Annotated in this window: 20 protein-coding genes and 1 other RNA gene; 3 read left to right on the top strand and 18 right to left on the bottom strand. The window is 54.5% G+C overall.

Going from position 1 to position 21,612, the window contains the following annotated elements:
- Positions 1-42: 42 nt before the first annotated feature.
- The 11 genes from coq7 to aroQ form a co-directional block, all read right to left on the bottom strand.
- Positions 43-684 (bottom strand): 2-polyprenyl-3-methyl-6-methoxy-1,4-benzoquinone monooxygenase, encoded by a 642-nt coding sequence (coq7, locus tag AC4FIC_RS05650; RefSeq protein WP_273285917.1) that lies wholly within the window; start codon positions 682-684, stop codon positions 43-45.
- Entirely contained in the window at positions 659-3,016 is a 2,358-nt protein-coding gene (locus AC4FIC_RS05645) for a hybrid sensor histidine kinase/response regulator (RefSeq protein WP_273285918.1), read from the bottom strand. The genes coq7 and AC4FIC_RS05645 overlap by 26 nt, the downstream gene beginning before the upstream one ends.
- Positions 3,017-3,165: 149 nt before the next feature.
- Complete coding sequence (gene purD / locus AC4FIC_RS05640; protein ID WP_100258048.1) at positions 3,166-4,452, bottom strand: phosphoribosylamine--glycine ligase; 1,287 nt, start codon at positions 4,450-4,452, stop codon at positions 3,166-3,168.
- 11 nt (positions 4,453-4,463) lie between these two features.
- Positions 4,464-6,059 (bottom strand): bifunctional phosphoribosylaminoimidazolecarboxamide formyltransferase/IMP cyclohydrolase, encoded by a 1,596-nt coding sequence (gene purH, locus AC4FIC_RS05635; RefSeq protein WP_100258047.1) that lies wholly within the window; start codon positions 6,057-6,059, stop codon positions 4,464-4,466.
- 103 nt (positions 6,060-6,162) lie between these two features.
- Positions 6,163-6,462 (bottom strand): DNA-binding transcriptional regulator Fis, encoded by a 300-nt coding sequence (fis, locus tag AC4FIC_RS05630; protein ID WP_100258046.1) that lies wholly within the window; start codon positions 6,460-6,462, stop codon positions 6,163-6,165.
- Positions 6,459-7,448, bottom strand: coding sequence for a tRNA dihydrouridine synthase DusB (gene dusB / locus AC4FIC_RS05625; RefSeq protein WP_100258045.1), 990 nt, complete (start codon positions 7,446-7,448; stop codon positions 6,459-6,461). Before dusB ends, fis begins: the two co-directional genes overlap by 4 nt.
- A 201-nt stretch (positions 7,449-7,649) precedes the next feature.
- Positions 7,650-8,894 carry a DUF3426 domain-containing protein gene (locus tag AC4FIC_RS05620; protein ID WP_158524387.1) on the bottom strand — a complete coding sequence of 415 codons (1,245 nt, stop codon included), beginning with the start codon at positions 8,892-8,894 and terminating at the stop codon, positions 7,650-7,652.
- 148 nt (positions 8,895-9,042) lie between these two features.
- The gene (gene prmA, locus AC4FIC_RS05615; RefSeq protein WP_100258043.1) at positions 9,043-9,948 is read right to left on the bottom strand and encodes a 50S ribosomal protein L11 methyltransferase; all 906 of its coding nucleotides are present in this window, start codon (positions 9,946-9,948) and stop codon (positions 9,043-9,045) included.
- Positions 9,949-10,066: 118 nt separating this feature from the next.
- The gene (accC, locus tag AC4FIC_RS05610) at positions 10,067-11,413 is read right to left on the bottom strand and encodes an acetyl-CoA carboxylase biotin carboxylase subunit (protein WP_100258042.1); all 1,347 of its coding nucleotides are present in this window, start codon (positions 11,411-11,413) and stop codon (positions 10,067-10,069) included.
- 13 nt (positions 11,414-11,426) lie between these two features.
- Positions 11,427-11,888, bottom strand: a complete 462-nt coding sequence (accB, locus tag AC4FIC_RS05605; protein ID WP_100258041.1) for an acetyl-CoA carboxylase biotin carboxyl carrier protein — start codon at positions 11,886-11,888, stop codon at positions 11,427-11,429.
- 14 nt (positions 11,889-11,902) lie between these two features.
- Entirely contained in the window at positions 11,903-12,361 is a 459-nt protein-coding gene (aroQ, locus tag AC4FIC_RS05600) for a type II 3-dehydroquinate dehydratase (protein ID WP_100258040.1), read from the bottom strand.
- A 292-nt stretch (positions 12,362-12,653) separates the two neighbouring features.
- On the opposite strand from aroQ, the gene AC4FIC_RS05595 reads away from it, so the two are divergent.
- Positions 12,654-13,718 (top strand): DUF2333 family protein, encoded by a 1,065-nt coding sequence (locus AC4FIC_RS05595; protein WP_193437304.1) that lies wholly within the window; start codon positions 12,654-12,656, stop codon positions 13,716-13,718.
- 65 nt (positions 13,719-13,783) lie between these two features.
- On the opposite strand, the gene ppa is transcribed toward AC4FIC_RS05595, so the two are convergent.
- The 7 genes from ppa to AC4FIC_RS05560 form a co-directional block, all read right to left on the bottom strand.
- Positions 13,784-14,311: an inorganic diphosphatase gene (ppa, locus tag AC4FIC_RS05590; protein ID WP_100258039.1), complete on the bottom strand. Its 528-nt coding sequence runs from the start codon at positions 14,309-14,311 to the stop codon at positions 13,784-13,786.
- A gap of 81 nt (positions 14,312-14,392) precedes the next feature.
- Entirely contained in the window at positions 14,393-15,676 is a 1,284-nt protein-coding gene (gene aroA, locus AC4FIC_RS05585) for a 3-phosphoshikimate 1-carboxyvinyltransferase (protein WP_100258038.1), read from the bottom strand.
- A 174-nt stretch (positions 15,677-15,850) separates the two neighbouring features.
- Complete coding sequence (locus AC4FIC_RS05580) at positions 15,851-16,738, bottom strand: universal stress protein (RefSeq protein WP_158524386.1); 888 nt, start codon at positions 16,736-16,738, stop codon at positions 15,851-15,853.
- A gap of 101 nt (positions 16,739-16,839) precedes the next feature.
- Entirely contained in the window at positions 16,840-17,409 is a 570-nt protein-coding gene (locus AC4FIC_RS05575) for a BON domain-containing protein (RefSeq protein WP_100258036.1), read from the bottom strand.
- Positions 17,406-17,942: a D-sedoheptulose-7-phosphate isomerase gene (locus AC4FIC_RS05570; protein ID WP_273285921.1), complete on the bottom strand. Its 537-nt coding sequence runs from the start codon at positions 17,940-17,942 to the stop codon at positions 17,406-17,408. The genes AC4FIC_RS05575 and AC4FIC_RS05570 overlap by 4 nt, the downstream gene beginning before the upstream one ends.
- A 53-nt stretch (positions 17,943-17,995) precedes the next feature.
- Complete coding sequence (locus AC4FIC_RS05565; protein WP_100258034.1) at positions 17,996-18,367, bottom strand: YraN family protein; 372 nt, start codon at positions 18,365-18,367, stop codon at positions 17,996-17,998.
- The gene (locus tag AC4FIC_RS05560) at positions 18,364-20,106 is read right to left on the bottom strand and encodes a penicillin-binding protein activator (RefSeq protein ID WP_476194106.1); all 1,743 of its coding nucleotides are present in this window, start codon (positions 20,104-20,106) and stop codon (positions 18,364-18,366) included. Before AC4FIC_RS05560 ends, AC4FIC_RS05565 begins: the two co-directional genes overlap by 4 nt.
- Positions 20,107-20,288: 182 nt before the next feature.
- On the opposite strand from AC4FIC_RS05560, the gene rsmI reads away from it, so the two are divergent.
- Positions 20,289-21,146: a 16S rRNA (cytidine(1402)-2'-O)-methyltransferase gene (rsmI, locus tag AC4FIC_RS05555; RefSeq protein WP_100258032.1), complete on the top strand. Its 858-nt coding sequence runs from the start codon at positions 20,289-20,291 to the stop codon at positions 21,144-21,146.
- 38 nt (positions 21,147-21,184) lie between these two features.
- An RNA gene (gene rnpB / locus AC4FIC_RS05550) (RNase P RNA component class A) lies at positions 21,185-21,532 on the top strand.
- The last annotated feature ends 80 nt before the right edge of the window (positions 21,533-21,612 follow it).

Raw genomic sequence — 21,612 nt, 5'->3', positions numbered from 1 at the left:
CAGCAGCCTGCCAACGGTCGTCCAATGCAACCGCGCTTGGGCCTAGATATAGTAAGTAACCTTGGTCATCAGTTTCGAGACGCCGGTCATAAATTGTTTCACCGGTGGCGAAAATTCAATCCCTCCCGCTGCCAAGGCCTGAGCCTCATGTTGTCGTTCGTCCGTCAACATCTGCTCTAAAATCGCGCTCGAACGGCTATCAATCTGCTCAATCTGTTGCAGATGGGCGCTTAGGTGGTGGCTAACCTGATCTTCGGTCGCAGCGACAAAGCCCAAGGAATAGCGATCTCCTGCGGCACCGGCCAGCGCCCCCAGACCAAAAGACAGACCATAAAAAATTGGGTTCAACCAACTGGTGCGGCCCTGCAACTCCTGCAAGCGCTGGTCACACCAGGCCAGATGGTCGAGCTCTTCTTGCGCGGCCAAGGTCATCTTAGCGCGTACCGTTGGCAACCGAGCGGTGAGTGCCTGACCCTGATACAAACCCTGAGCACAGACCTCGCCGCTGTGATTGATGCGCATTAAGCCCACGCTATGGCGTCGTTCGGCGTCACTGAGCTCGGTTTGGGCCACAGCATGTGCTGGGCTTTGCGTGCCAGCGCTGACGGCACCCGGCGTCAGGGTGCGCAGCGCGTTGTCGAATTGGCCGATCAATCGGTCAGTAAAAGAGAGAATTCTTGGCATGGATGTTTTCCCGGTTTTTCATGATTGTGGGCATAGCTCGGTTCAGCGTCTGGCGTAAGGTTCGAGCCGAAACCGGCTTGGAGAGAAAATATTCCATCCCCGCCTCATCCCCGCCCAAGTCATTGGCCAGTTCGTCGGTCCCGGTCATCATAATAATAATGATATCCTTATTGAGGCTTCCATCCTGACGGATCCGTTGGGCCAGCTCAGCACCGCTCATGGTTGGCATATTTTGGTCTAATATTAGCACATCGATGGGCAGGCCCTTATGGTATTCGTTGTGCAAGTTGGCCAGTGCCGACTGACCATTGCTCATGCTCAGCACCTCTACCGCCCAACTCTTGGCCAAGTGCTCGATCACCTTACGGCAGGTCAGGTTGTCGTCGACCACCATCAGGCGCAGGTCTTCCGGCAGCGGCGTGCTGCCCGTCGCCCTGCCAGCATCGAGGTCAGCCGCACTGGCGAGGGGCAGATCGACCCAGAAGCTGGTTCCCCTGCGTAATTCGCTGCTAAGCGTTAATTGTCCTCCCAAGATGCCGACCAAATACTTGCTAATGGGTAAGCCCAAATGCACGTCTTTAGGCAGCTGTTGCTTGGCATCGTGGCTGTCTGGAAAGTGAAATAGCCGAGCTTTTGAGTCCTTTGCCATGCCCGGTCCAGTATCGATTATAGCAAAGCGGATCCGCTGATTTTGCCATGGTTTTACTGTTAGCAACACCTCGCCATGTTCGGTATATTTTAATGCGTTATCAAGCAGATTCGATAGGATCTGACCGATTATATGGGCATTGCCGCGATACTGGGTGGGTATGTCGGGCGCAATATCGAGCACCAGCTCCAGGTGTTTGCTATGGGCAATACGGGAAAAGGGCTGAACTGTATCTTCAATAAGATCAAAAAGGTCGAATTCATCATCGTTTTCCGGCAGTCGGTTTAGGCCGATGCGGATCAAATTCTGCAACTGATCGGCTTCACGCAGCAAGGCAAAGCCAGCATTTTGCACCGTGTTGACATAGTCTTGTTGGTGCGCCGACAGCGTGGTGTCCTGCATAAGCTCGGCCATACCCAACACGCCATTGATTGGGCCGCGAATATCGTGATTCAGTTTTCTTAACAGCGGCCAGTGTACATCGGGGATAACGAGCCCCTCAACCGCCAGTCTGGCACCCTTAGTTTTTGCAGCCTGCCAACTGGCGAGGGTGATCAGGATGGCCGCCAGCACCGCCATGAGACTGAGTGAATACAGCATCGCCCCAGTGGTCGATAGTAAGCCCATCAGGATTAGAGTGGTGCAAATGAAATAGCTCATCAGCACTAGGCAGCCCGCTAAGGCGAGGCGCTCTGAGAAACTGTTGGGGCCACTCTCTATCCAGTAGAGGCTGATAAGGATCATAGCCGTCGGTATAACGAAGCTGTGTACTGCCAGCAGGTCGATGGTGAACGGCGAGCAAGCCAGTCCGAGCAAAATGATCAACAATCGGCCGAGCCAGATCAGTGCATCGGCTACCCAACGGGAAAACTGATCGGCACGCATCGTGGTAAGCATTCCAGTCATGGCCATCAGGGTCATAAAAGCCCCGACATTAATGGCGCCCACCTCAATATAGGCGATATTGGCTAGCCACTGGGTGATATGGCCGTTCCAGCCGTTCAGGTTGATCAAAACACCCAGATTGAGTACGGCTGCCCAGATGGCAGTGCCAATCCGAAAGAGATAATAGGCATGGCAGCTGATGCCGATGGCCATCAGGACCAGCATGAGCACTAGTGTATTAAACTGTAGGCTGGTGCGCAGTGCGCGGACTAGAGTCGCCTCATCGACCAGGCGCACGGCCATATTGGTTGCGGCGATAGGGTCAATCCTTAGAAACAGCTGCTGAGTACCGGCTTCCAGTGCTATGGGCAGAATATAGTTACCCAACTGATAAGGCCGGTCGTTTAAGCCCATATCAGCCCCGGTGGCAACGTGCTGATAACCACTTGCGGCGTCGAGGTTATAATACAGCTCTGCCGTGGCCAGAAAGGGGGCTTCCAGAATCAGAAACAGACGCAGTGAGCGCTTGGTCAGATTATCGACGGCAAAGGTAAGCCAGGTCTCCGACGCAAGCTGATGGTATCCGATTTCCGAGCCATGGACCGGAGTGAACTGGCGCAGGATGGCGGGGCTGATCACCTCAAGGATTGGGTAAGGATCGCTTGGCGTATTGAGATAGGCGCCGTTTGAGACCACATTTGCATTGAGATAAGGTTGCTCGATCTGAATGGACTCAAAGCCCTGGGCCCAAGACCAGATGTTGGTAAACAGGCATATCAACAGCAGGCGTTTTAGCATGAGAACCCACTATCCGGTAAGAGCGAATAAGTAGTATAGCGGCGGCGCTGAGATCGGTGAGAGAACCGGAAAATTTTTTTTCAAAAGCCCAGGTCACTGGCCGGGACCGAGCGCTGCTCAGCAGCTCCGGCCAGTGTTTGGAACAACGATCAGCTGTCGCGATTGATCGCCTTGTGACCGATGTCGGTGCGGTAATAGGCTCCTTGCCATTGTATCTCCGCCACACCAAGATAAGCCTGTGCTTGTGCCAGCGCGACCGTGTCGCCCAGGGCCGTTACGCAGAGTACCCGACCACCTTGGGTGACCAGACCCTGTTCGGCATCGAGCCGAGTACCGGCTTGAAACACCTTAGTGCCGGCTCGTTCTGCCGCGGCAATACCGGCAATTGGGTCGCCTTGGCGATAAGCGAACGGATAGCCGCCGGCGGCCATAACCACACCCACGGCGGCGCGCTCATCCCAGAGCGCCGTCTGCTCGGACAATTGACCGTTGATGGCCGCCAGACACAACTGGCCCAGATCAGACTGCAGACGCATCATAATGGGTTGAGTTTCCGGATCGCCGAAGCGGCAATTGAATTCCAAGACATAGGGGGTGCCATCGGCAGCGACCATAATGCCGGCATAGAGAAACCCGCGGTAGCGATTGCCTTCGGCAGCCATGCCCTGAACGGTCGGGTAAATCACCTCTGCCATTATCCGTTGGTGAATGGCATCGCTCACCACCGGTGCCGGTGAGTAAGCCCCCATGCCGCCGGTGTTGGGGCCCTGATCGCCATTGTCGCGCGCCTTATGATCCTGTGAGGTGGCCAGAACCAAGACGTCCTCACCATCGACCATGACGATAAAACTGGCCTCTTCACCGCTCAGGAACTGTTCTACCACGACACGCGCGCCAGCTGCACCAAACTTATTGCCTGATAGCATATCCTGGACCGCTTCGATGGCCTCGGCATTGGTCTGAGCCAGGATAACACCCTTACCCGCGGCTAGGCCGTCGGCCTTGATGACTATCGGCGCGCCCTTGGCTTCGATGTAGGCAATAGCTTCACTTTCATCGGTAAACACGCCATAAAATGCCGTGGGGATCTGGTGTCGGGCGAGGAAATCCTTGGCAAAGGCCTTGGAGCCTTCCAGCTGAGCCGCGGCCTGAGTGGGTCCAAATACCGCGAGACCCTGGGCTTCAAAAAAGTCCACGATACCAGCCACCAGCGGCACTTCGGGCCCGACGATGGTCAGTTCGACCTCATTGGCGCGAGCAAAGTCGGCTAGGCCGGCAAAATCCAGCACGTCGAGTGCAACGTTTTCAATACCCGGTTCTGCGGCGGTGCCGGCATTGCCCGGCGCAACAAAGGTGCGGCCAGCGGATTCAGCTTGGCTAGCGCGCCAAGCCAGGGCGTGTTCGCGCCCGCCATTACCAATAATCAATATGTTCATAATGCTATCCTCTAGTGGCGGAAATGGCGCATGCCGGTAAAGACCATGGCAATGCCATGCTCATCGGCGGCGGCTATAACTTCGTTGTCGCGCATACTGCCGCCGGGCTGAATAACGGCGCTGACACCCATCTCGGCGGCCTGATCCAGGCTATCACGGAAGGGCAAGAAGGCCTCAGAGGCCATCGCCGAGCCGGTGATCTCCAGCCCCTCATCCTTTGCCTTGATGTTCGCAATAATGGCGCTGTAGACCCGGCTCATCTGCCCTGCACCGATGCCGGTGGTGAGGCCGTCTTTGGCGTAGACGATGGCATTGGATTTAACGAACTTGGCCACTTTCCAGGCAAATAAGAGATCTTCTATCTGTTGTTGTGAGGGCGCCAGTTTGGTCACTACACGCAGATCGTCGGCGCCGATCATACCCAAATCCCGGTCCTGCACCAGTAATCCGCCGGTCACCCGTTTGAAATCGAGCGCCGGGGTCGGGGTCGACCAATAGCCGCAAGCGAGCAGTCGTATATTCGGCTTGCTGGCAACCAATGCCGCGGCTTCGGCCGAGACCGCGGGCGCAATGATTACCTCGACAAACTGCTTGCCAATGATGGCATCGGCCGCGGCCACATCGAGCTCCCGGTTAAAGGCAATGATGCCACCAAAGGCGGACGTGGTATCGGCTGAAAAGGCGCGTTGATAGGCTTCTTTTAGCGTTGCGCCGGTGGCCACACCACAGGGATTGGCATGCTTGACGATAACGCAGGCCGGGGCGGAAAAGCTCTTCACGCATTCCAGGGCCGCGTCGGTATCGGCAATATTGTTGTAGCTCAGGGCCTTACCTTGCAGCGTGGTGATGGTGGCAATGCCCGCTTCGCTGGCACCCTCTTCGATATAGAAGGCCGCGCGCTGATGTGGGTTTTCACCATAGCGCATGATATCTTTTAAGATAAATTGGCTATTAAAGGTATTGGGGAAGTCGGCACGCTCTGGGATCGCCGAGGCCGGTGTGTCGACCGGCACTGTACCGAGATAGTTGGCGATCATGCCATCGTACTGAGCGGTATGTTCAAAGGCGGCACGTGCTAGTGCAAAGCGGGTGGCGGCGCTGAAACCCCCATCTAGGTCCCACTGTTCGATCAGCTCCGGGTATCGGTCGGCGCTGACCACGATGGCAACATCCTTATGGTTCTTGGCGGCCGAGCGGACCATGGTTGGCCCCCCGATGTCGATGTTTTCGATCGCGTCGGCCAAACTGCAATCGGCATTGGCAATGGTTTGGGCAAAGGGATAGAGGTTCACTACGACCAGATCGATGGCGCTGATGCCGTGTTCGCGCATAACCTCATCGTCGATGCCACGCCGCCCCAATATCCCACCGTGGATCAATGGATGCAGGGTTTTGACGCGACCGGCCATCATTTCGGGGAACGCAGTCACTTGGGACACTTCGGTGACCTCTATATCGTTCTGTTGCAGCAGCTTAAAGGTGCCCCCGGTGGAGATAAGGGTAACGCCGCGGGCGCGCAAGGCGCGGGCAAACTCGACAATACCGGTCTTATCGGAAACGCTGATTAGCGCGCGTTTAGGGGCAATTACGGATGCAGATTGGCTCATGGAGTCCTCGAAACGGGTCATAGTGGTTAAAATTTGATTGATCGGTCAAAAAATAAGGGCGCAGAATGAACAAAGGCGACCGCAGTCGCCTTTTATTAGAGCCTTAAAGAAGCCCATACTCCTTCAGCTTTTTGCGTAAGGTCCCGCGATTTAAACCCAAGACCTTGCTGGCCTTGGTTTGATTGTCGCGGCAATAACGCATCACCGCTTCCAGCATAGGTGCCTCAACCTCGGTCAAAACCATCTGGTGGACGTTGGTAACGTCCTGCCCCTCAAGATGGGAAAAATAATTGCGCATGGCAATTTCAACGCTGTCACGCAAGGTCTGGGGCTGTTCGGCGGCCGCCTGGTAAGTCAGGCTGTCGGGAGAATCGCTCTTGGGCGCGAAAGTATCTAGGTTCATGCGGTGGTTTCCTTAAGTCGTTCAAAATTGTCAAAAAGTGTATTGATTGCGCCGAGTTGCAGTTGACTGCTCTCAAGCAGAATAATTTCTTGGTAACTGTGTTTGGGTAGGCCTTGTCCGCCCAAATACCAACCCAGGTGTTTGCGGGCAATGCGCACGCCCATAAAGTCACCGTAGAATTGGTGCAGTGCCTGAACATGTTCGTTCAGGGTGCGTTGTACCGTGTCCATATCCGGTTTTGGTAGCTCTTCACCGGTCAATAAAAAGTGATTGATGGCATTAAAAATCCACGGATTGCCTTGCGCGGCACGGCCAATCATGACCCCGTCAGCTCCGGTCAGGTGTAATACGGCTTTGGCCTTATGGACGCTATCGATATCGCCATTGGCCAGTACTGGGATGCCAACTGCCTGTTTTACCGCGGCGATGGTCTCGTATTCGGCCTCACCCCGAAAGGCATCGGCTCGGGTACGGCCATGCACTGACAAGAGGGCGATACCGCAGTCCTCTGCCATCTTAGCAACGCGAACGGCATTTTTTAACTCCGCATCCCAACCGGTGCGGATTTTCAGGGTCACCGGGACATCCACAGCCGCGGTGACTGCTCGCAATATATCGGCGACCAGCTGTTCGTCTTTAAGCAAGGCCGACCCGGCGGCACGGTTACACACCTTCTTGGCCGGGCAACCCATGTTGATATCGATGATTTGGGCCCCCAAGACGACATTTTCGCGCGCGGCGTCAGCCATCATGGTGGGTTCACCGCCGGCTATCTGGACGCTGATTGGTTCACCCTCGCCGTCATGGTTCAGTCGCCATTGGGATTTATTGCTTTTCCATAGGCGAGTGTCACTCGTCACCATTTCTGACACCACTAACCCAGCCCCTAAGGCCCGGCAGAGTTTGCGAAAGGGTTGATCTGTAACACCAGCCATCGGCGCAAGCACCGTCGGCTGATCTATGGTATAGGGTCCAATTTTAAACACAATAAATCGTTCAAAAAACGCTCAACTTAGGGGCGCGGAAGCATAGCTGTTCTTGGGGGCTAAAGAAAGTGAGAACTTCGCAATAAAGCCATTATTTCAGGCTTTTTGTTGCCTTAGGGTGGAAACCCAAGGCGCCCCCCTGCGGGCACACTAAAGCTTGGGTTTTCAACGGCTTAGCTTAGGGTTGCAGCAAGGCGCCGATTAGGAAGGGCTTAATAATAGCTGGTAGTTGACGGCACCGGCCACCGGCGTCCGGATCGCTAGAGAAACATAAATTCGGGTATTAATGGGCATCAGTTCGACCCCGGTTAATTCACCCTTGAGATACTCGTCCGGATGATACCGTTGATCGGCTACCAGCTTGCCATTTACATCAGTGTATTGCAGTAGTAGCAGCGGAAACGCCTGCTTAAAGGGTGCCCTATTGGTCAAGACAATATCGACCATGCGCAGGTCTTTCAGATTCGGATCCTTATGCTCGCGCACCAGCAGGGAGCTGCGGATATTGTCCAGGTCTACCTGAGCCGGTAGGCTGCAGCCCAGCACGTTGCAGGCGCTCTGATAGAGGCCCCGCCATTGATCCATGCGCGCATAGTGATTGCGCTCCAGCCAGGCTAATTGGCCGGCCAACACTAGGAGCAAACCAACCACCGCAATCCAACCCAGAGGCCGCAATCGATGTAACCGGTCCTCCAGCTGGAAATCCAGATCTGGGGCGTGGTTGACCTTATTGACCACTTGCGAGGCGGTCTGCGGCATCGGGAAGTCCGGTTCAAAACTGGCTGACCTCCTTGCTGGTGCCACAGGTTTGGCCAGGGACCCTGTTGCGCGTTGATTAACCTCGCCAGCATTGAACACAGCTGTCATGGGCTTGGTATCGTTCTCCATATCCTCAAGAATGGACTCGGCCCAGCGTTCGTCTTGCTCATCGGGATCGGTCAACCCCGGCGTATTGAGTTCTTGAGCTTCGCGTTGAAAATGATCGACTTTACGGTTCGGCTTGTTGGTCGAGTCGTCTAGGTTGCGGAAACTGTCAGACAGCTCGCCAAAACCCTCCTCCGATGCATCGTCACCGAACAGGCGATCATCGGCGTTGTCATCGAAAATAAAGTCATCATCACCATCGGCAAAGACAAATTCGTCCTCGGAGGCTGAAAATCCGCCAAATTTTGACTCAGGCTCTGGCCCAGGCGCTGCCGGGGGTCGCGGTGCGGGTTGACGTGGACTCGCAGGCTTGGTCTCGGTTTTAGGCGCACTGGGCTTGGCGGCCGGCGCGGCTGCGGGGCGATTGCCCGATGAGGGGCTGGTGACGAGATGGTTTCGGGCACCGAATACTTGCAAGCACGCACCGCATCGAACCGATCCATTGGCCACAGCCAACTGCTCGCTTCTAACCCGGAACGATGTCCCACAATGGGGGCATTGCGTAATAAACGATTCAACCATTACTGTATATCCTTGGGCATCCATGCTTAACAAAAATTATCGTTGAGATTGGCTGTTAATATTTTGCCAAGTCGATAGCCGATTCTAAGACGTTCAATAGGGGCCTAACATCGGGCCAAAGCCTTTGGCTGAGCCGATCGAGCCAAGATTATAGTCGTTCTCGTACCGCTTTGCGCCGGCCGCTTAAGCGCACCCAGCCGTCCAAGGTAACCACCGGATCGAACGTGATAGTCGCGCTGTAAGCAGCCATAACCGTGTCCGCCTGATGGGCTAATATACCGGAAAGTACTAAGGGTTGTCCGGGTTTTAGGTAGCTGGCGATAGCATCACTGAGATCGCATAGGGGCCCGGCCAAGATATTGGCGATGACTATCTGATAATGACTTTCTAGGTCATTGGTATCGGTGGTAACAAAATACCGCTCTGCGGCGATATTATTTACCGCCGCGTTGTTATCCGTCGCGATGAGTGCTTGCGGGTCTATATCGATACCGGTCATGCGCTCTGCGCCGAGTAACAGAGCCGCGAGCCCCAATATGCCCGAGCCACAGCCATAATCCAAGACCGTATCGCCGGCTTGGATATGGTCATTTAGCCACTGCAAGCACAAAAAAGTCGTGGGATGGGTACCGGTACCAAACGCCAGGCCGGGGTCCAGCTTTAGGTTGACCCCAGCCGCATCGGGCGGCGTCTGCCAGGAGGGTACGATCCACAAGCGATCTCCACAGGCGATGGGTTTGAAATTGTCCATCCACTCCCGTTCCCAGTCCTTATCTTCCAAAATCTCGGTGCTGATTGAAGCGACCCTAAGCTGGTGAGCGGCAATCACGGAATCCATGAGCGCGACCAGGTGGGCGACATCCACATCCTCTTCAAATAGGCCTTGAATGGTGGTGTGCTGCCACAGCGGTGTGGTGCCGCGGATCGGTTCGTAAACTGGTTGATCGTCTGTGTCGATTAGGGTGACGGCTTTACAGCCAGCTAGCAGCAAGGCATCTTCCAGTATCTCACTGTGTTCGGGCAGGGTGGCAAGTCGTATTTGTAACCAAGGCATCGGGTTATCTCAATAATTTTGCCAATAATAGCAGAATGGTGGGCTGTTTTTGCATGCTTCTAGGCTCGGAATTCAAAGGCTCGGGCGACCTTGTGGTGCCCGAACCTTCGCTGCGGGACTACTGTTCGTCGGCCAGCTTGTGCTCAAGATAGTGAATATTGACACCACCTTCGATAAAAGCGGCATCGAGAACCAGTTTCTTGTGCAGATCGACGTTGGTTCGAATACCACCGATAACCAGTTCATCCAAGGCCGATGCCATGCGCTTTAGGGCTTCGGCACGGGTCGGAGCAAAGGTGATCAGCTTGCCGATCATCGAATCATAGAAGGGTGGTACCGAGTAGCCGGCGTAGATATGAGAGTCCCAACGCACGCCTAAGCCACCCGGTGGATGGAACTGGGTAATGCGACCCGGGCTGGGCATAAAGGTTACGGCGTCTTCGGCATTGATACGGCATTCAAAGGCATGGCCTTCGATTTTGACCTGTTCTTGAGTGTAAGTCAGGGGCAGGCCCGCTGCTATATTCAACTGTTCCTTGATGATGTCGACACCGGTGACCATTTCTGAGATCGGGTGCTCCACCTGAACACGGGTATTCATTTCAATAAAGTAGTAATGGCCCGCTTCATAGAGAAACTCGAAGGTGCCGGCACCGCGGTAATTGATATCAATACAGGCCTTGACGCATGCGTCTTGCACGGTCTGTCGTGCGGCCAGGTCGATGTGTGGTGCAGGGGCCTCTTCGAGCACCTTTTGGTGCCGCCGTTGCAAAGAGCAATCACGATCGCCCAAATGAATGGCGTGACCCTGGCCATCGGACAAGACCTGGATTTCAACATGGCGAGGATTGGTTAAAAACTTCTCCATGTAGACCGTGCCATCGCCAAAAGCCGCGGCCGCTTCGGTCTGGGTAATGGTGATGGAGCTGAGCAGATCCTGTTCTTTGTGGACCACACGCATGCCGCGCCCGCCGCCGCCAGAGGCAGCCTTGATAATCACGGGATAACCGATACGCAAGGCAATGCTCTTACACTTAATTGGGTCCGTCGGTACGGCACCGTCAGAACCCGGTACCGTTGGAACGCCGGCTTTTTTCATGGCCTGAATGGCCGACACCTTGTCACCCATAAGTCGGATGACCGCGGCCGTTGGTCCAATAAATTTGAAGCCAGATTTTTCGACCTGCTCGGCGAAATCGGCCCGTTCGGCCAAGAAGCCATAACCGGGATGGATGGCATCAGCGTGAGTCACTTCGGCCGCAGCAATAATAGCGGGAATATTCAGGTAGCTGTCAACCGAGGCGGCCGGCCCAATACAGACGGCCTCATCGGCCAACTTGACGTGCTTCAGTTCTCGATCGGCGGTGGAATGAACCGCGACCGTCTTAATGCCGAGTTCTTTACAGGCACGCAAAATGCGCAGCGCGATTTCACCTCGATTGGCAATTAAAACTTTGTTCAGCATGGGGCTACTCCGCTTAGCTGATCATGACCAGTGGTTGATCAAATTCTATCGGCTCACCGTTTTCGGCGAGAATGGCGGTGACGGTACCGCTCTTGTCGGCTTCGATTTGGTTCATCATCTTCATCGCTTCGATGATACAGATGGTGTCCCCGGCCGAGACCTTCTGGCCAATTTCAACAAAAGACGAGCTGGTTGGTGACGGCGAACGATAGAAGGTACCCACCATCGGAGACTTGACGGCGTGGCCGGCCGGCGCAACGGGCGCTGGGCCAGCTGCTGGGGCTTCAGGGGCCGCCGGAGCGCTCATCTGCATGGGTGCCTGTTGCGCAGCCTGGAAGGCATATTGGGCCGGTGCAGCGGCTAAGCGTGAGGTGCGGCTGATGCGAATGGATTCCTCGCCTTCAGAAATCTCAATTTCATCGATGTTGGATTCTTCCAACAACTCTATAAGCTTCTTGACCTTACGAATGTCCATGCTATGACCTCTAATTATTGATTCTGTGGTGTTTTATTAGTTAAGTATTCACTGGCTGCGGTAAGCGCCAAGAGATAACTCGTTTGTCCAAAGCCAGCAATCACCCCGACCGCTATCGACGATAGGTAGGAGTGCTGACGAAAATCTTCTCGAGCGTGCACGTTCGACAAATGCAGCTCGATAAAGGGTGTTTTTACCCCAGCCAAGGCATCGCGGATAGCGATGCTGGTATGGGTAAAGGCACCCGGGTTGATCAATATCATGTCTGTACCATCGGTCAGGCTCTGATGAATTCGATCAATCAGGACCCCTTCGTGGTTACTCTGCAGGTGGACTAGCGTGTGTCCCAAGGTGCTCGCATCCGCGGACAATTGCGCCACTATATCGGACAAGGTGCTGGCACCATAGAGCTCCGGCTCACGTACACCGAGCAGATTGAGATTTGGTCCATTTAGTAACAGCAACGATGCCATGGTTCACCCTGGGTTTGAGTTTAAGTCTATTTGTAGCGAAAAGTCGCTAAAAAACAAGTATTAGCACAAGATAATCAGGAAAACACCAATGCACAACGGGTAGGGTGAATTTTAGTTGTGAAAAATGTTCAATAAATACTGTCTTTTACTCAATTCGGCCCCAAATACGCTCAGAACAGCATCTGTTTGCGCTCACCGAGCGGATTTTGGCAAGGAATGTGACCGCTGGCCTATTGGCAGGGCGCGGGTCTGGCGTTACCCTCAAGTGGCTATTTAATGGAGACAATTTAGCATGTTAAAGGTTCAATTTAAGCGCTTTTGGAACGGTTTAAGACACCAATCGTCGAATGCCCCCGGCACCAAGACTGTTGGCAAGAGTTTGAAATACTGGCTTATGGCTGGATTGACCCTGATATTGTTGCTGTGGACAGCACTTGGACTGTATTGGAGCAACTCGCCAGCGGTGGCCAATGTGGTCAGCCTGGCCCAACAATCCGCCAAGGCTCAAGGTAAGCAAGCGGTAGTTGGCTATACCACCGCCTACACTCTGCGCCATCTAGCCGACACCCTGCTGACCAAGCCGGGCGGCTACCTGTCAAACGACGTCACCCCGCCGTCTATCTTTTTGGATAACATGCCTAGCTGGGAATTTGGTGTGGTGATTCAGGTGCGCGACCTCTCCCGAGCCTTCCGTAAGGACCTCAGTCGCTCCCAGTCCCAGTCGACCGAAGATCCGGATCTGGCCGAAGCCGAACCGCTGTTTAATTTCAATAACGACAGTTGGATCTTGCCCTCAACCGAAGGCGAGTATCGCAATGCTATCGGGTATATCGATAGTTATATGACCCGGTTGGCCGACCCCGCCAACGCTAAGGCGCAGTTTTATGCCCGAGCCGATAATCTGTCAAATTGGTTGCGAGATGTCGAAACCCGGCTTGGCTCGCTCTCTCAGCGTCTAAGCGCCTCGGTCGGCCAGCAACGCTACAATACCGATATGGCCGGGCAGGCGAGCGCCGAGCAATCGACCCCGACCGAGAAGCAGACCCAAATCAAGACCCCGCGTCTGTTGGTGGACAATGTTTTTTATGAAGCCCGAGGCACCTCGTGGGCGTTGATCCATATGATGCGCGCGATCGAAGTCGATTTTGCACCGGTGCTCGAGGACAAAAATGCCCTGGTCAGCTTGCAACAAATCATCCGCGAGCTGGAGGCCACCCAGGAAGCGATTTGGTCACCGATGATCCTTAATGGCAGCGGCTTTGGTCTAATACCCAGCCATTCTTTGGTGATGGCCAATTACATTTCGCGCGCCAATGCCGCCATTGTCGATCTGCGGGAACTGTTGCAGAACGGCTAGTCCGAGGCACCCATAAAAAAAGCGACCTAGGTCGCTTTTTTTATGCCGAACAATTGGCAATGTTATTACTTTTTGTCAGCTGCGAAGGATTCGCTGATGATAGCGCGAGCGCGATCGGCGTCGGCCCAGCCCTTGACCTTGACCCATTTGCCCACTTCTAAGGCCTTGTAGTTCTCGAAGAAGTGCTTGATTTGCGCCAGCAGTAGCGGCGGCAGATCGGTGGCTTCCTTAACGTCGGTATAGAGGGCGCTGAGCTTGTCGTGCGGTACAGCGATGACTTTGGCATCTTCACCGGCCTCGTCGGTCATTTCTAATACGCCGACTGGGCGGCAGCGAATCACCGCACCGGGGGCTACTGGGTAAGGGGTAACGACTAACACATCTACCGCGTCGCCATCATCGGCCAAGGTATGAGGGATATAGCCGTAGTTGGCCGGGTAAAACATCGGCGTCGCCATAAAACGATCGACCATCAGAGCATCCATATCTTTGTCGATCTCATACTTAATAGGCGCATGATTGGCCGGGATCTCGATTACTACGTAAATATCATTGGGTACATCTTTGCCGGCGGGGATCTGGGTGTAGCTCATAATGGGCCTCGTTTAGGGTCGTTGCTCGAAAAGGAAAAAATTAGAGGCGCAGTATATAGGGTGCGCCTTGTCATACCAATTTTATGAGGTGATTTTATTGAAGCGCTCAAAATAATCCGGAAACGTCTTGGCGGTGCAGCCTGGGTCGTTGATCACAATGCCGTCTGTGGCAAAGGCTGCGAGCGAAAAGCACATGGCCATTCGGTGGTCCTTATAGGTATCGATGGCGGCCGGCGTGACGCGTTGGGGCGGTGTAATGCTTAGATAATCGCGGCCTTCTTCCACGATCGCGCCGAGTTTACGCAGTTCGGTGGTCATCGCTGCGATACGGTCGGTTTCCTTAACGCGCCAATTGTAGATATTGCGGATCACCGTGGTACCTTCGGCAAATAGGGCCGCGACGGCGATCGTCATGGCCGCATCAGGGATATGGTTTAGGTCCAGATCGATCGCCTTGAGCGGGCCCTGGTGCGCCACCTCAATCCAGTTTTCCGAGCGCAGCACTGTAGCCCCCATCTGTTCCAGCACCTCGGCAAAGCGGATGTCGCCCTGCACCGAGGCGGTCCCCACCCCGTGAACTCGAACTGGGCCACCGCCGATGGCGCCGGCTGCGAGAAAATAGCTAGCACTGCTGGCATCACCTTCGACCAGAATCTTGCCCGGTGACTGATAGCTCTGTAAACCATCGATGACAAAGCTCTGGTAGTCGTTATTGACGACCGTGACGCCAAAGCGTTGCATAACATCGAGCGTGATATCGATGTAGGGCTTGGACACCAGTTCACCAGTCACGCTGATGGTCAGGGGTTGCTTTAACAAGGGTGCGGCCATCAAAATCGCCGTCAAGAATTGGCTCGAGATACTCCCTTCGATGGCCACGGGTGCCGCCGTGAGTGGCTGCGCGCTAATCTTAAGGGGCGGAAAGCCAGCGCTCTGCTGATAGTCAACATTTGCTCCTAGGGCTTGCATAGCTTCGATCAGGTCGCCGATTGGACGCTCGAACATGCGTTCTTCACCGGTCAGAATGAATTCGCCGCTGCCGAAACACAGTGCCGCAGCCAGGGGTCGCATGGCGGTCCCGGCATTGCCGAGAAAGATGGTTTCACTTTGGCCGCGCGCCAAGGGACCATCGAGCCCAACAACCCGACATTGGGTGCGCTCGGCATTGAGTTCGTAGCGGACACCAAGCTGAGTCAGAGCTTGCAGCATATGCTGGACATCGTCGCTGTCTAATAAATTATCGATAACAGTCGTGCCCCGACTGATAGCCGCCAGCAACAGGATACGATTGGATAAGCTTTTTGAGCCCGGGATGGTTACTTCACCGTGGGCTTGGCTTAATTTGGGTAGGGTTAACGATTCCATAGCTATTAGACGCCGAATGAACAAAGGATTTTGCGCTATTGTAAGGCAGTTGCGGGTGATCTTGCACCCTCAGCAATAGAAATCAAAACTGTCTTGTGCGATCTGCACTGCCATGGAATGCGAGTTTTGCGGGCTCAGGCCGCTCCGGCTCGAGGCATGGCATGGCCGTCATGCCTATTTGACGATGAGAATATCGACCGTGATTCGGTCCAGCACCTTCTCGGCGGTATGACCCAGTAGCCAACGTTCGAAGCCGGATCGGGACACCGCGCCCATGATGACAATGTCGATATCGTTTTCATACAGGTGGTCCGGAATAACCTGTACCGGGGAGCCCATCTCAAGTTTCGCCAAGTCCGTTGCGATACCCTTACTCGAAGCCAAGCTGGCTAATGCATCCAGATGTTGCTGGCGGATTTCCTCGCTGATATCGGTTGAGTTGATGGCCGGTTGGTCCAGGTAAATCATTAGGGGTGTTGGGTCATAGACGTGCAAGAGCTGAACTTGGCCGTCCAGCTGAGCCGCCAGATCGAGGCCGCATTGGATAATATGGTCGTCGAGAAAGCTCGGTTTGTCATTGCTGCGAACTGGGTCGACGGCCGCCGTGACCGTTACCTTCGGGTGCCAGGCAGTGCCCTTCGTCAAGAGTAGGGGCACTGGGCAATGGCGAATCAGTTCCCAATCGGTTTGGCTGAAAAAGGTGCGTTGGATAACATTCTGGTGGTGTGTCGCCTTGACCACCAGGTCGACCGAATTGCCATCTATATAGTTGAGCAGCGCGGCACCAGCATGCTTATCCCATACCGCTTCGGTGTGCACGACAATGTCCTGGGCACGGGCGATGGCTGCCAGGCTATCGAGTCCAATGAGCAGCCTTGACAGGTAGGCGTCGCGAGCATTTTCGGCCAGGTTCTGGAGATTGTTTAGGGCGCCGTCATAGCCAGAGGTGAAAAGCGTCATGCGCGAGCCGGTTTTTTTTGCCAGGATGGCCGCCTTTTCGACCGCCGTAACACTTTCTTCCGATTGATCCAATAAAACGATGATCTGGCGTAATTCAAACATGGTCGTCCCTCCAGCAGGCATAACGGAACGCGGTTGAGTTAATAAACCGCGATGGCTACCTGTTAGCCTAGAAAGGACAGGGGATTTTGTGCTGATCTACATCAAGGAATGATTTGGAAGACCACAACCACCTTTTGCACGCCATTGACCTCTGAGGCAATTTCAACAGCCTGTGCGGCTGTTTTTTCACTGACTCGACCCATCAGGTAAACAATACCTTGCTGGACCACCAGTTCGATATTGGACGATGGAAAGAAGTCGGTGGTAAACATTCGCGAGCGGGTCTTAACAGAGAGCCACTTATCGTTCGCTTTGAGGCCGGTGGAAATATTCGGTTCAGCCGTGAGGTGGTTGTGTATCGCCTTAATTTGGGTATCGGTTTTCAACAGCCCGGTTGCCAAGGTCACCAGTTCGGCGGTCGGCACCTGGCCGACAATCAGAACCACGCCGGCGTTGACCTGAATGTCGACATTGGCGTCCCCATAACGTTGATCTAATTTGACCAGGTTTAACTTGAGACGAGTTTGAATGTTCTTATCGTCTATCACCTCACCCATGGTGCGACCTTCTGGGTCCGGTCGAATGGGGTCTTCGGTGATGCTACCGCGGATAGTCGCACAGCCGGTGAGCAGCAGGACCAATAACCAAGGCAGGATGTAAAGGCGATTCATAATTCGTTTCCAAAGATAGCATTTTCAATGAGTTCAACTAGGCAGTTCAAGACCAGATGATGGGTCAGCTGGACACAACTGTCCCGGTCGCTTTCCACACGCAGTTCCATATCGTTATCGTCGAGCAAGGTGGCAACATCGCCGCCACTGCCGCCGGTCAGTGCAATGACGCAGACGCCCTGTTCGTGCGCCGCCTGAACCGCTTTGATCAGAGCCGAGGCATTGCCGGTTGAGGAGAGGATCAGGAGTATGTCGGGTGCATGGCAGAACGCGCGCACTTGTCGGGCATAGATATCACCTGGCCCGCTGTCATAGGCGACAGCACTGGTTAGGATGCCATCATTACTGAGCATTAAGGCGGGCAAGCCGGGCCGGTCGCGTTCGAATCGACTGAGCATTTGAGCGGCAAAGCCGGCCCCGAGAGCGCCAGAGGCACCCATGCCACAGACGACAATCTTGCCATCATTGATAAGGCAGTCGGTCATGACTTCGCTGGTCTGTTCGATCAGGCTGTCCAATGTTTCGGCGGCCATTTGGAATGTTTCTAATGCCAGGCCGACCTGGTCAATAATTATGTCTTGTGGGTTCATATGGTGGCTAAAAAAGCTCCTTTAATCCACTGCGCTTGTCGGTTGATATTGATGCCGATGACATCGAAGCGCATGAAAAGTTTACTTAAATGGGCATGGGTCAAAATATAGTATTGGGCCGTCTTGGTCAGCTTCTTTTGCTTGGCTAGGTTGACGGTGGCCGCAGCGGAACCAAAATGAGTATGGGCTCGATAGCGAACCTCGACAAAGACTAATTCTCGTTGCGAGCGGCAAACCAGGTCAATTTCACCAAACCGACTGCGAAAATTGCGCTCCAGGACCGCCAAGCCGGCCGTGACCACTAGGTTTTCGGCCAAACGCTCAGCGTCCGCGCCAGTCTTGAGGTGACTTGGCTGGTCTGACTTCATTGCAGCAGGTCAGTAGCGGGCACTTGGCGTATCAGTCCATCTTGAACCTCGGCCCAGTCCAGCTCGCGCTGAATCCTGCCGTTTTCGGTCAGTGTCATGGCGCCGGTCACGCCCTGAATTCGAACGTCATTAAAAACCGACATTTGCGCCAAGCGCGGATACAGCCGATAGGCATCAACCCCTAGGGCGACCAAGGCCGCATAATTATCCAGGCTTTCCGGGAAGGCCTCGGCCACGCGGTTCTTGATCGGGCTGGGCGCTAGGCGCCAAGGCATCTCAACAAAGCGCACGCCCTCTAGGTCTTTATTCTTATCTGGGTCATCGACCCCAGAATAGAGAATCGAGGTCGCCACCACAGGCAGATCGACGCCGCGCTGATAGTTAAGAATGGGTTTCAGTTGTCGGGCCTGAGCTGGAAAGGCGAGCATGAAAACCATATCGATATCTTCTCGACGACGGAATTCAAACACCAGATCCTCGTCCAGTTTGCGCCGCAGTAATTGATAACGCTCCTCACTGTCTTGAATATTCAACGCATTCTTTATGTTAGTAAGATATTGATCGGGCTGGCTAAAGAAAGCTTTACTGGCGATAACTCCGCCCTTGAGCTGCCAGAAGCGAACAAATGCATCGCTGACCCGCTCGCCCCAGGCGCTATCCGGTGCGACAATCATCACGCGGCGCACGCCTTGCTGCCAGATGTCATTGGCTACCTGAATCGCTTCATCCTCGGGGGCGAGGCCAAATTGGTAAAAGTTGGTGACCCGTTCGACGCGGCTGTCTGCGTAATTTAACGCCAATACCGGGATGGGCAGGTCTTGAATGCCCGCCATGCGCTGAACTTTAACCTTGGTCAAGGGGCCAATAATCGCTTGGGCGCCCTCTGCGGTGGCCTGTTTGTATAGGGCGCCTATGTCTTCATTGGCGGCCGTATCATAAAAGGTCAGCTCCGGTGTTTCTTGGCCATACTGACGGGCCTGATACCAGGCGGCGAGTAAGCCGTTGCGAATCGCATTACCGGCTTTTTCCAGTGATCCTGATAAGGGTAGCAGGATGCCCAGGCGAGTCGGTTGGTTCAGGGTGAGTTCGGTCAACATCTGCAGGCTGCGGGGCAGGCGTTTGGCGGCCGGGTGTCGGCTATTGGCCAGTTGCCACTGTTCTACCACGGATTGCAGGCGGCTCAATTCGCCGTCTTCCGTTCGGCTGATTAGGGCCAGTTCAATCCATCCGGTCAGATCTGGGCTCGATTCGGTATTAACTAGGCTTAACAGCTGCTCTTGAGGGACCAGCTGCAGATCAAACCAAATCTGTTCTTGATTGGTAATGGCTGTCTCACCTTCAAGCACTGGCGCTAAAAAAATTCGTTCGCGCGCCGCAGAGAGCGATCGGCCTGAAAACTCATAGGCTTCCGCGCGTTTTAGATTGAGCGCGATCTGCTCCTGAAGTGGCAAGCCGTCTAACAAATAGGCATACTCGCCGCTCAACCAGCTCAGGGCCTCCTGGCCATCGCCCAAGATCAGTGCAATATTGGCATTGGCCAGCACATAGCGGGTTTGTTGGTCGGTTAATAGCTGATTAAAGCTCAAGCTGTGTAACAGGATACGGGCTTCATCGACTTGACGCTGTGCGATATAGTCTTCGATAGTTGTTATCTGCTGATTGACCAAAGGCTCGGACTCAGGCTCGGCCGTCGGCGCGATAATAACCTGCGGTGCCACGATGACCGGAGGAGGTGCCACCACAGTTGTGGCGCAGCCCTGCAGTAAGGCAAGAACAAGCAGTGACAACAGCGTAGCTGTGTTAGCAAACGAGCAAATTCGCATGGTCCGGTGAACTTATGTTTGAGTACCCGTGCATTCTACTCAGTATTCACCGTAAAAGTCATTCGGTCATCACAATTGACTGTGTAAGAGAACGGAAAATGAACAGCAACCAGATCATTAGAAATACTTTATATGTCGTGGCCACCCCCATCGGCAACCTGGCCGACATTTCCGAACGGGCGCAACAGGTCTTGCGTTCGGTCGATCTGATTTGCTGCGAGGATACCCGGCACAGCGCTCGATTGATGGATCATCTCGGCTGCACGACCCCGCTCCTATCATTGCATGAGCACAATGAACGTGATCGCTCGGCCATGATCGTTGAGCGCCTGCAATCGGGGCAGTCTATTGCCCTAGTCAGCGATGCGGGTACACCGTTAATTTCAGACCCCGGTTATGTCTTAGTTAATCACGTGATTGACGCCCAGTTGCAGGTGGTGCCTATTCCCGGCGCCAGTGCGGTGATTACCGCTTTATCAATCAGTGGGCTACCAACCGATCGTTGGCGCTTCGAAGGCTTCCTGCCGAGTAAAACCGGCGCCCGGCTAAAGATCCTGAATGCCTTGGCCACAGACCACCTGACCCTGGTCTTTTACGAGAGCAGTCATCGTATCGAGGGGTCGCTCGCCGATATGGCGATAGCCTTTGGCGCCGATCGGCCGATTGTCGTGGCGCGCGAGTTGACTAAAACCTTCGAGACCGTCCTGCGCGGCACCATCGCCGACGTGCAGCAGGCTGTGGCGGCCGATAACAACCAGCGCAAAGGTGAATTTGTGGTTCTGGTGCAAGGTGTGGCGACCGAGGTGGTCGGCATTGGCGATGAGCGAGTGGTCGCATTGGTCAATGAACTAACCGCCATTCTGCCGCCGAAGAAGGCCGCTGCCATCGTGGCCAAGGTATTTGGCGGTTCAAAAAAGCTTTATTATGAATATATTGTCGCCTTGGGTAGCGAATAAACTTGCCTTCCTGAGGATTTCCGGTATTTTGCCGCTCGGGAGACAGCTAGACAGTCGCCGCTTGCTTGCAAGGGGAGGAAAGTCCGGGCTCCATAGGGTAAGGTGCCAGTTAACGGCTGGGCGGCGTGAGCCGACGGAAAGTGCAACAGAGAAGAGACCGCCAGATGGGCAACCGTTTGGTAAGGGTGAAACGGTGCGGTAAGAGCGCACCGCGACTCTGGTAACAGAGTTGGCATGGCAAACCCCACCTGGAGCAAGACCAAATAGGGTTCCATTAAGGCGTGACCCGCGCTGGAACCGGGTAGGTCGCTTGACTGTGTGAGCGATTACACGGCTAGATGAATGACTGTCCACGACAGAACCCGGCTTATCGGCTGTCTCCCACCTTTATTCTAAACCCTGTTTACGCAGGGTTTGGGGTTCCATTACTGCGTACCGACCCAGGTCGCCTGCCGCAGGACTAGTA

The organism is Reinekea sp. (assembly GCF_982785585.1).
The sequence above is the reverse complement of the archived record's forward strand: the minus strand, read 5'-3'. Positions and strand labels throughout refer to the sequence as shown.

Excerpts from the sequence above, each read along its gene's own strand:
- coq7 (WP_273285917.1), bottom strand. The coding sequence starts at position 684 with ATGCCAAGAATTCTCTCTTTTACTGACCGATTGATCGGCCAATTCGAC.
- AC4FIC_RS05645 (WP_273285918.1), bottom strand. The coding sequence starts at position 3,016 with ATGCTAAAACGCCTGCTGTTGATATGCCTGTTTACCAACATCTGGTCT.
- purD (WP_100258048.1), bottom strand. The coding sequence starts at position 4,452 with ATGAACATATTGATTATTGGTAATGGCGGGCGCGAACACGCCCTGGCT.
- purH (WP_100258047.1), bottom strand. The coding sequence starts at position 6,059 with ATGAGCCAATCTGCATCCGTAATTGCCCCTAAACGCGCGCTAATCAGC.
- fis (WP_100258046.1), bottom strand. The coding sequence starts at position 6,462 with ATGAACCTAGATACTTTCGCGCCCAAGAGCGATTCTCCCGACAGCCTG.
- AC4FIC_RS05620 (WP_158524387.1), bottom strand. The coding sequence starts at position 8,894 with ATGGTTGAATCGTTTATTACGCAATGCCCCCATTGTGGGACATCGTTC.
- prmA (WP_100258043.1), bottom strand. The coding sequence starts at position 9,948 with ATGCCTTGGTTACAAATACGACTTGCCACCCTGCCCGAACACAGTGAG.
- accC (WP_100258042.1), bottom strand. The coding sequence starts at position 11,413 with ATGCTGAACAAAGTTTTAATTGCCAATCGAGGTGAAATCGCGCTGCGC.
- accB (WP_100258041.1), bottom strand. The coding sequence starts at position 11,888 with ATGGACATTCGTAAGGTCAAGAAGCTTATAGAGTTGTTGGAAGAATCC.
- aroQ (WP_100258040.1), bottom strand. The coding sequence starts at position 12,361 with ATGGCATCGTTGCTGTTACTAAATGGACCAAATCTCAATCTGCTCGGT.
- AC4FIC_RS05595 (WP_193437304.1), top strand. The coding sequence starts at position 12,654 with ATGTTAAAGGTTCAATTTAAGCGCTTTTGGAACGGTTTAAGACACCAA.
- ppa (WP_100258039.1), bottom strand. The coding sequence starts at position 14,311 with ATGAGCTACACCCAGATCCCCGCCGGCAAAGATGTACCCAATGATATT.
- aroA (WP_100258038.1), bottom strand. The coding sequence starts at position 15,676 with ATGGAATCGTTAACCCTACCCAAATTAAGCCAAGCCCACGGTGAAGTA.
- AC4FIC_RS05580 (WP_158524386.1), bottom strand. The coding sequence starts at position 16,738 with ATGTTTGAATTACGCCAGATCATCGTTTTATTGGATCAATCGGAAGAA.
- AC4FIC_RS05575 (WP_100258036.1), bottom strand. The coding sequence starts at position 17,409 with ATGAATCGCCTTTACATCCTGCCTTGGTTATTGGTCCTGCTGCTCACC.
- AC4FIC_RS05570 (WP_273285921.1), bottom strand. The coding sequence starts at position 17,942 with ATGGCCGCCGAAACATTGGACAGCCTGATCGAACAGACCAGCGAAGTC.
- AC4FIC_RS05565 (WP_100258034.1), bottom strand. The coding sequence starts at position 18,367 with ATGAAGTCAGACCAGCCAAGTCACCTCAAGACTGGCGCGGACGCTGAG.
- rsmI (WP_100258032.1), top strand. The coding sequence starts at position 20,289 with ATGAACAGCAACCAGATCATTAGAAATACTTTATATGTCGTGGCCACC.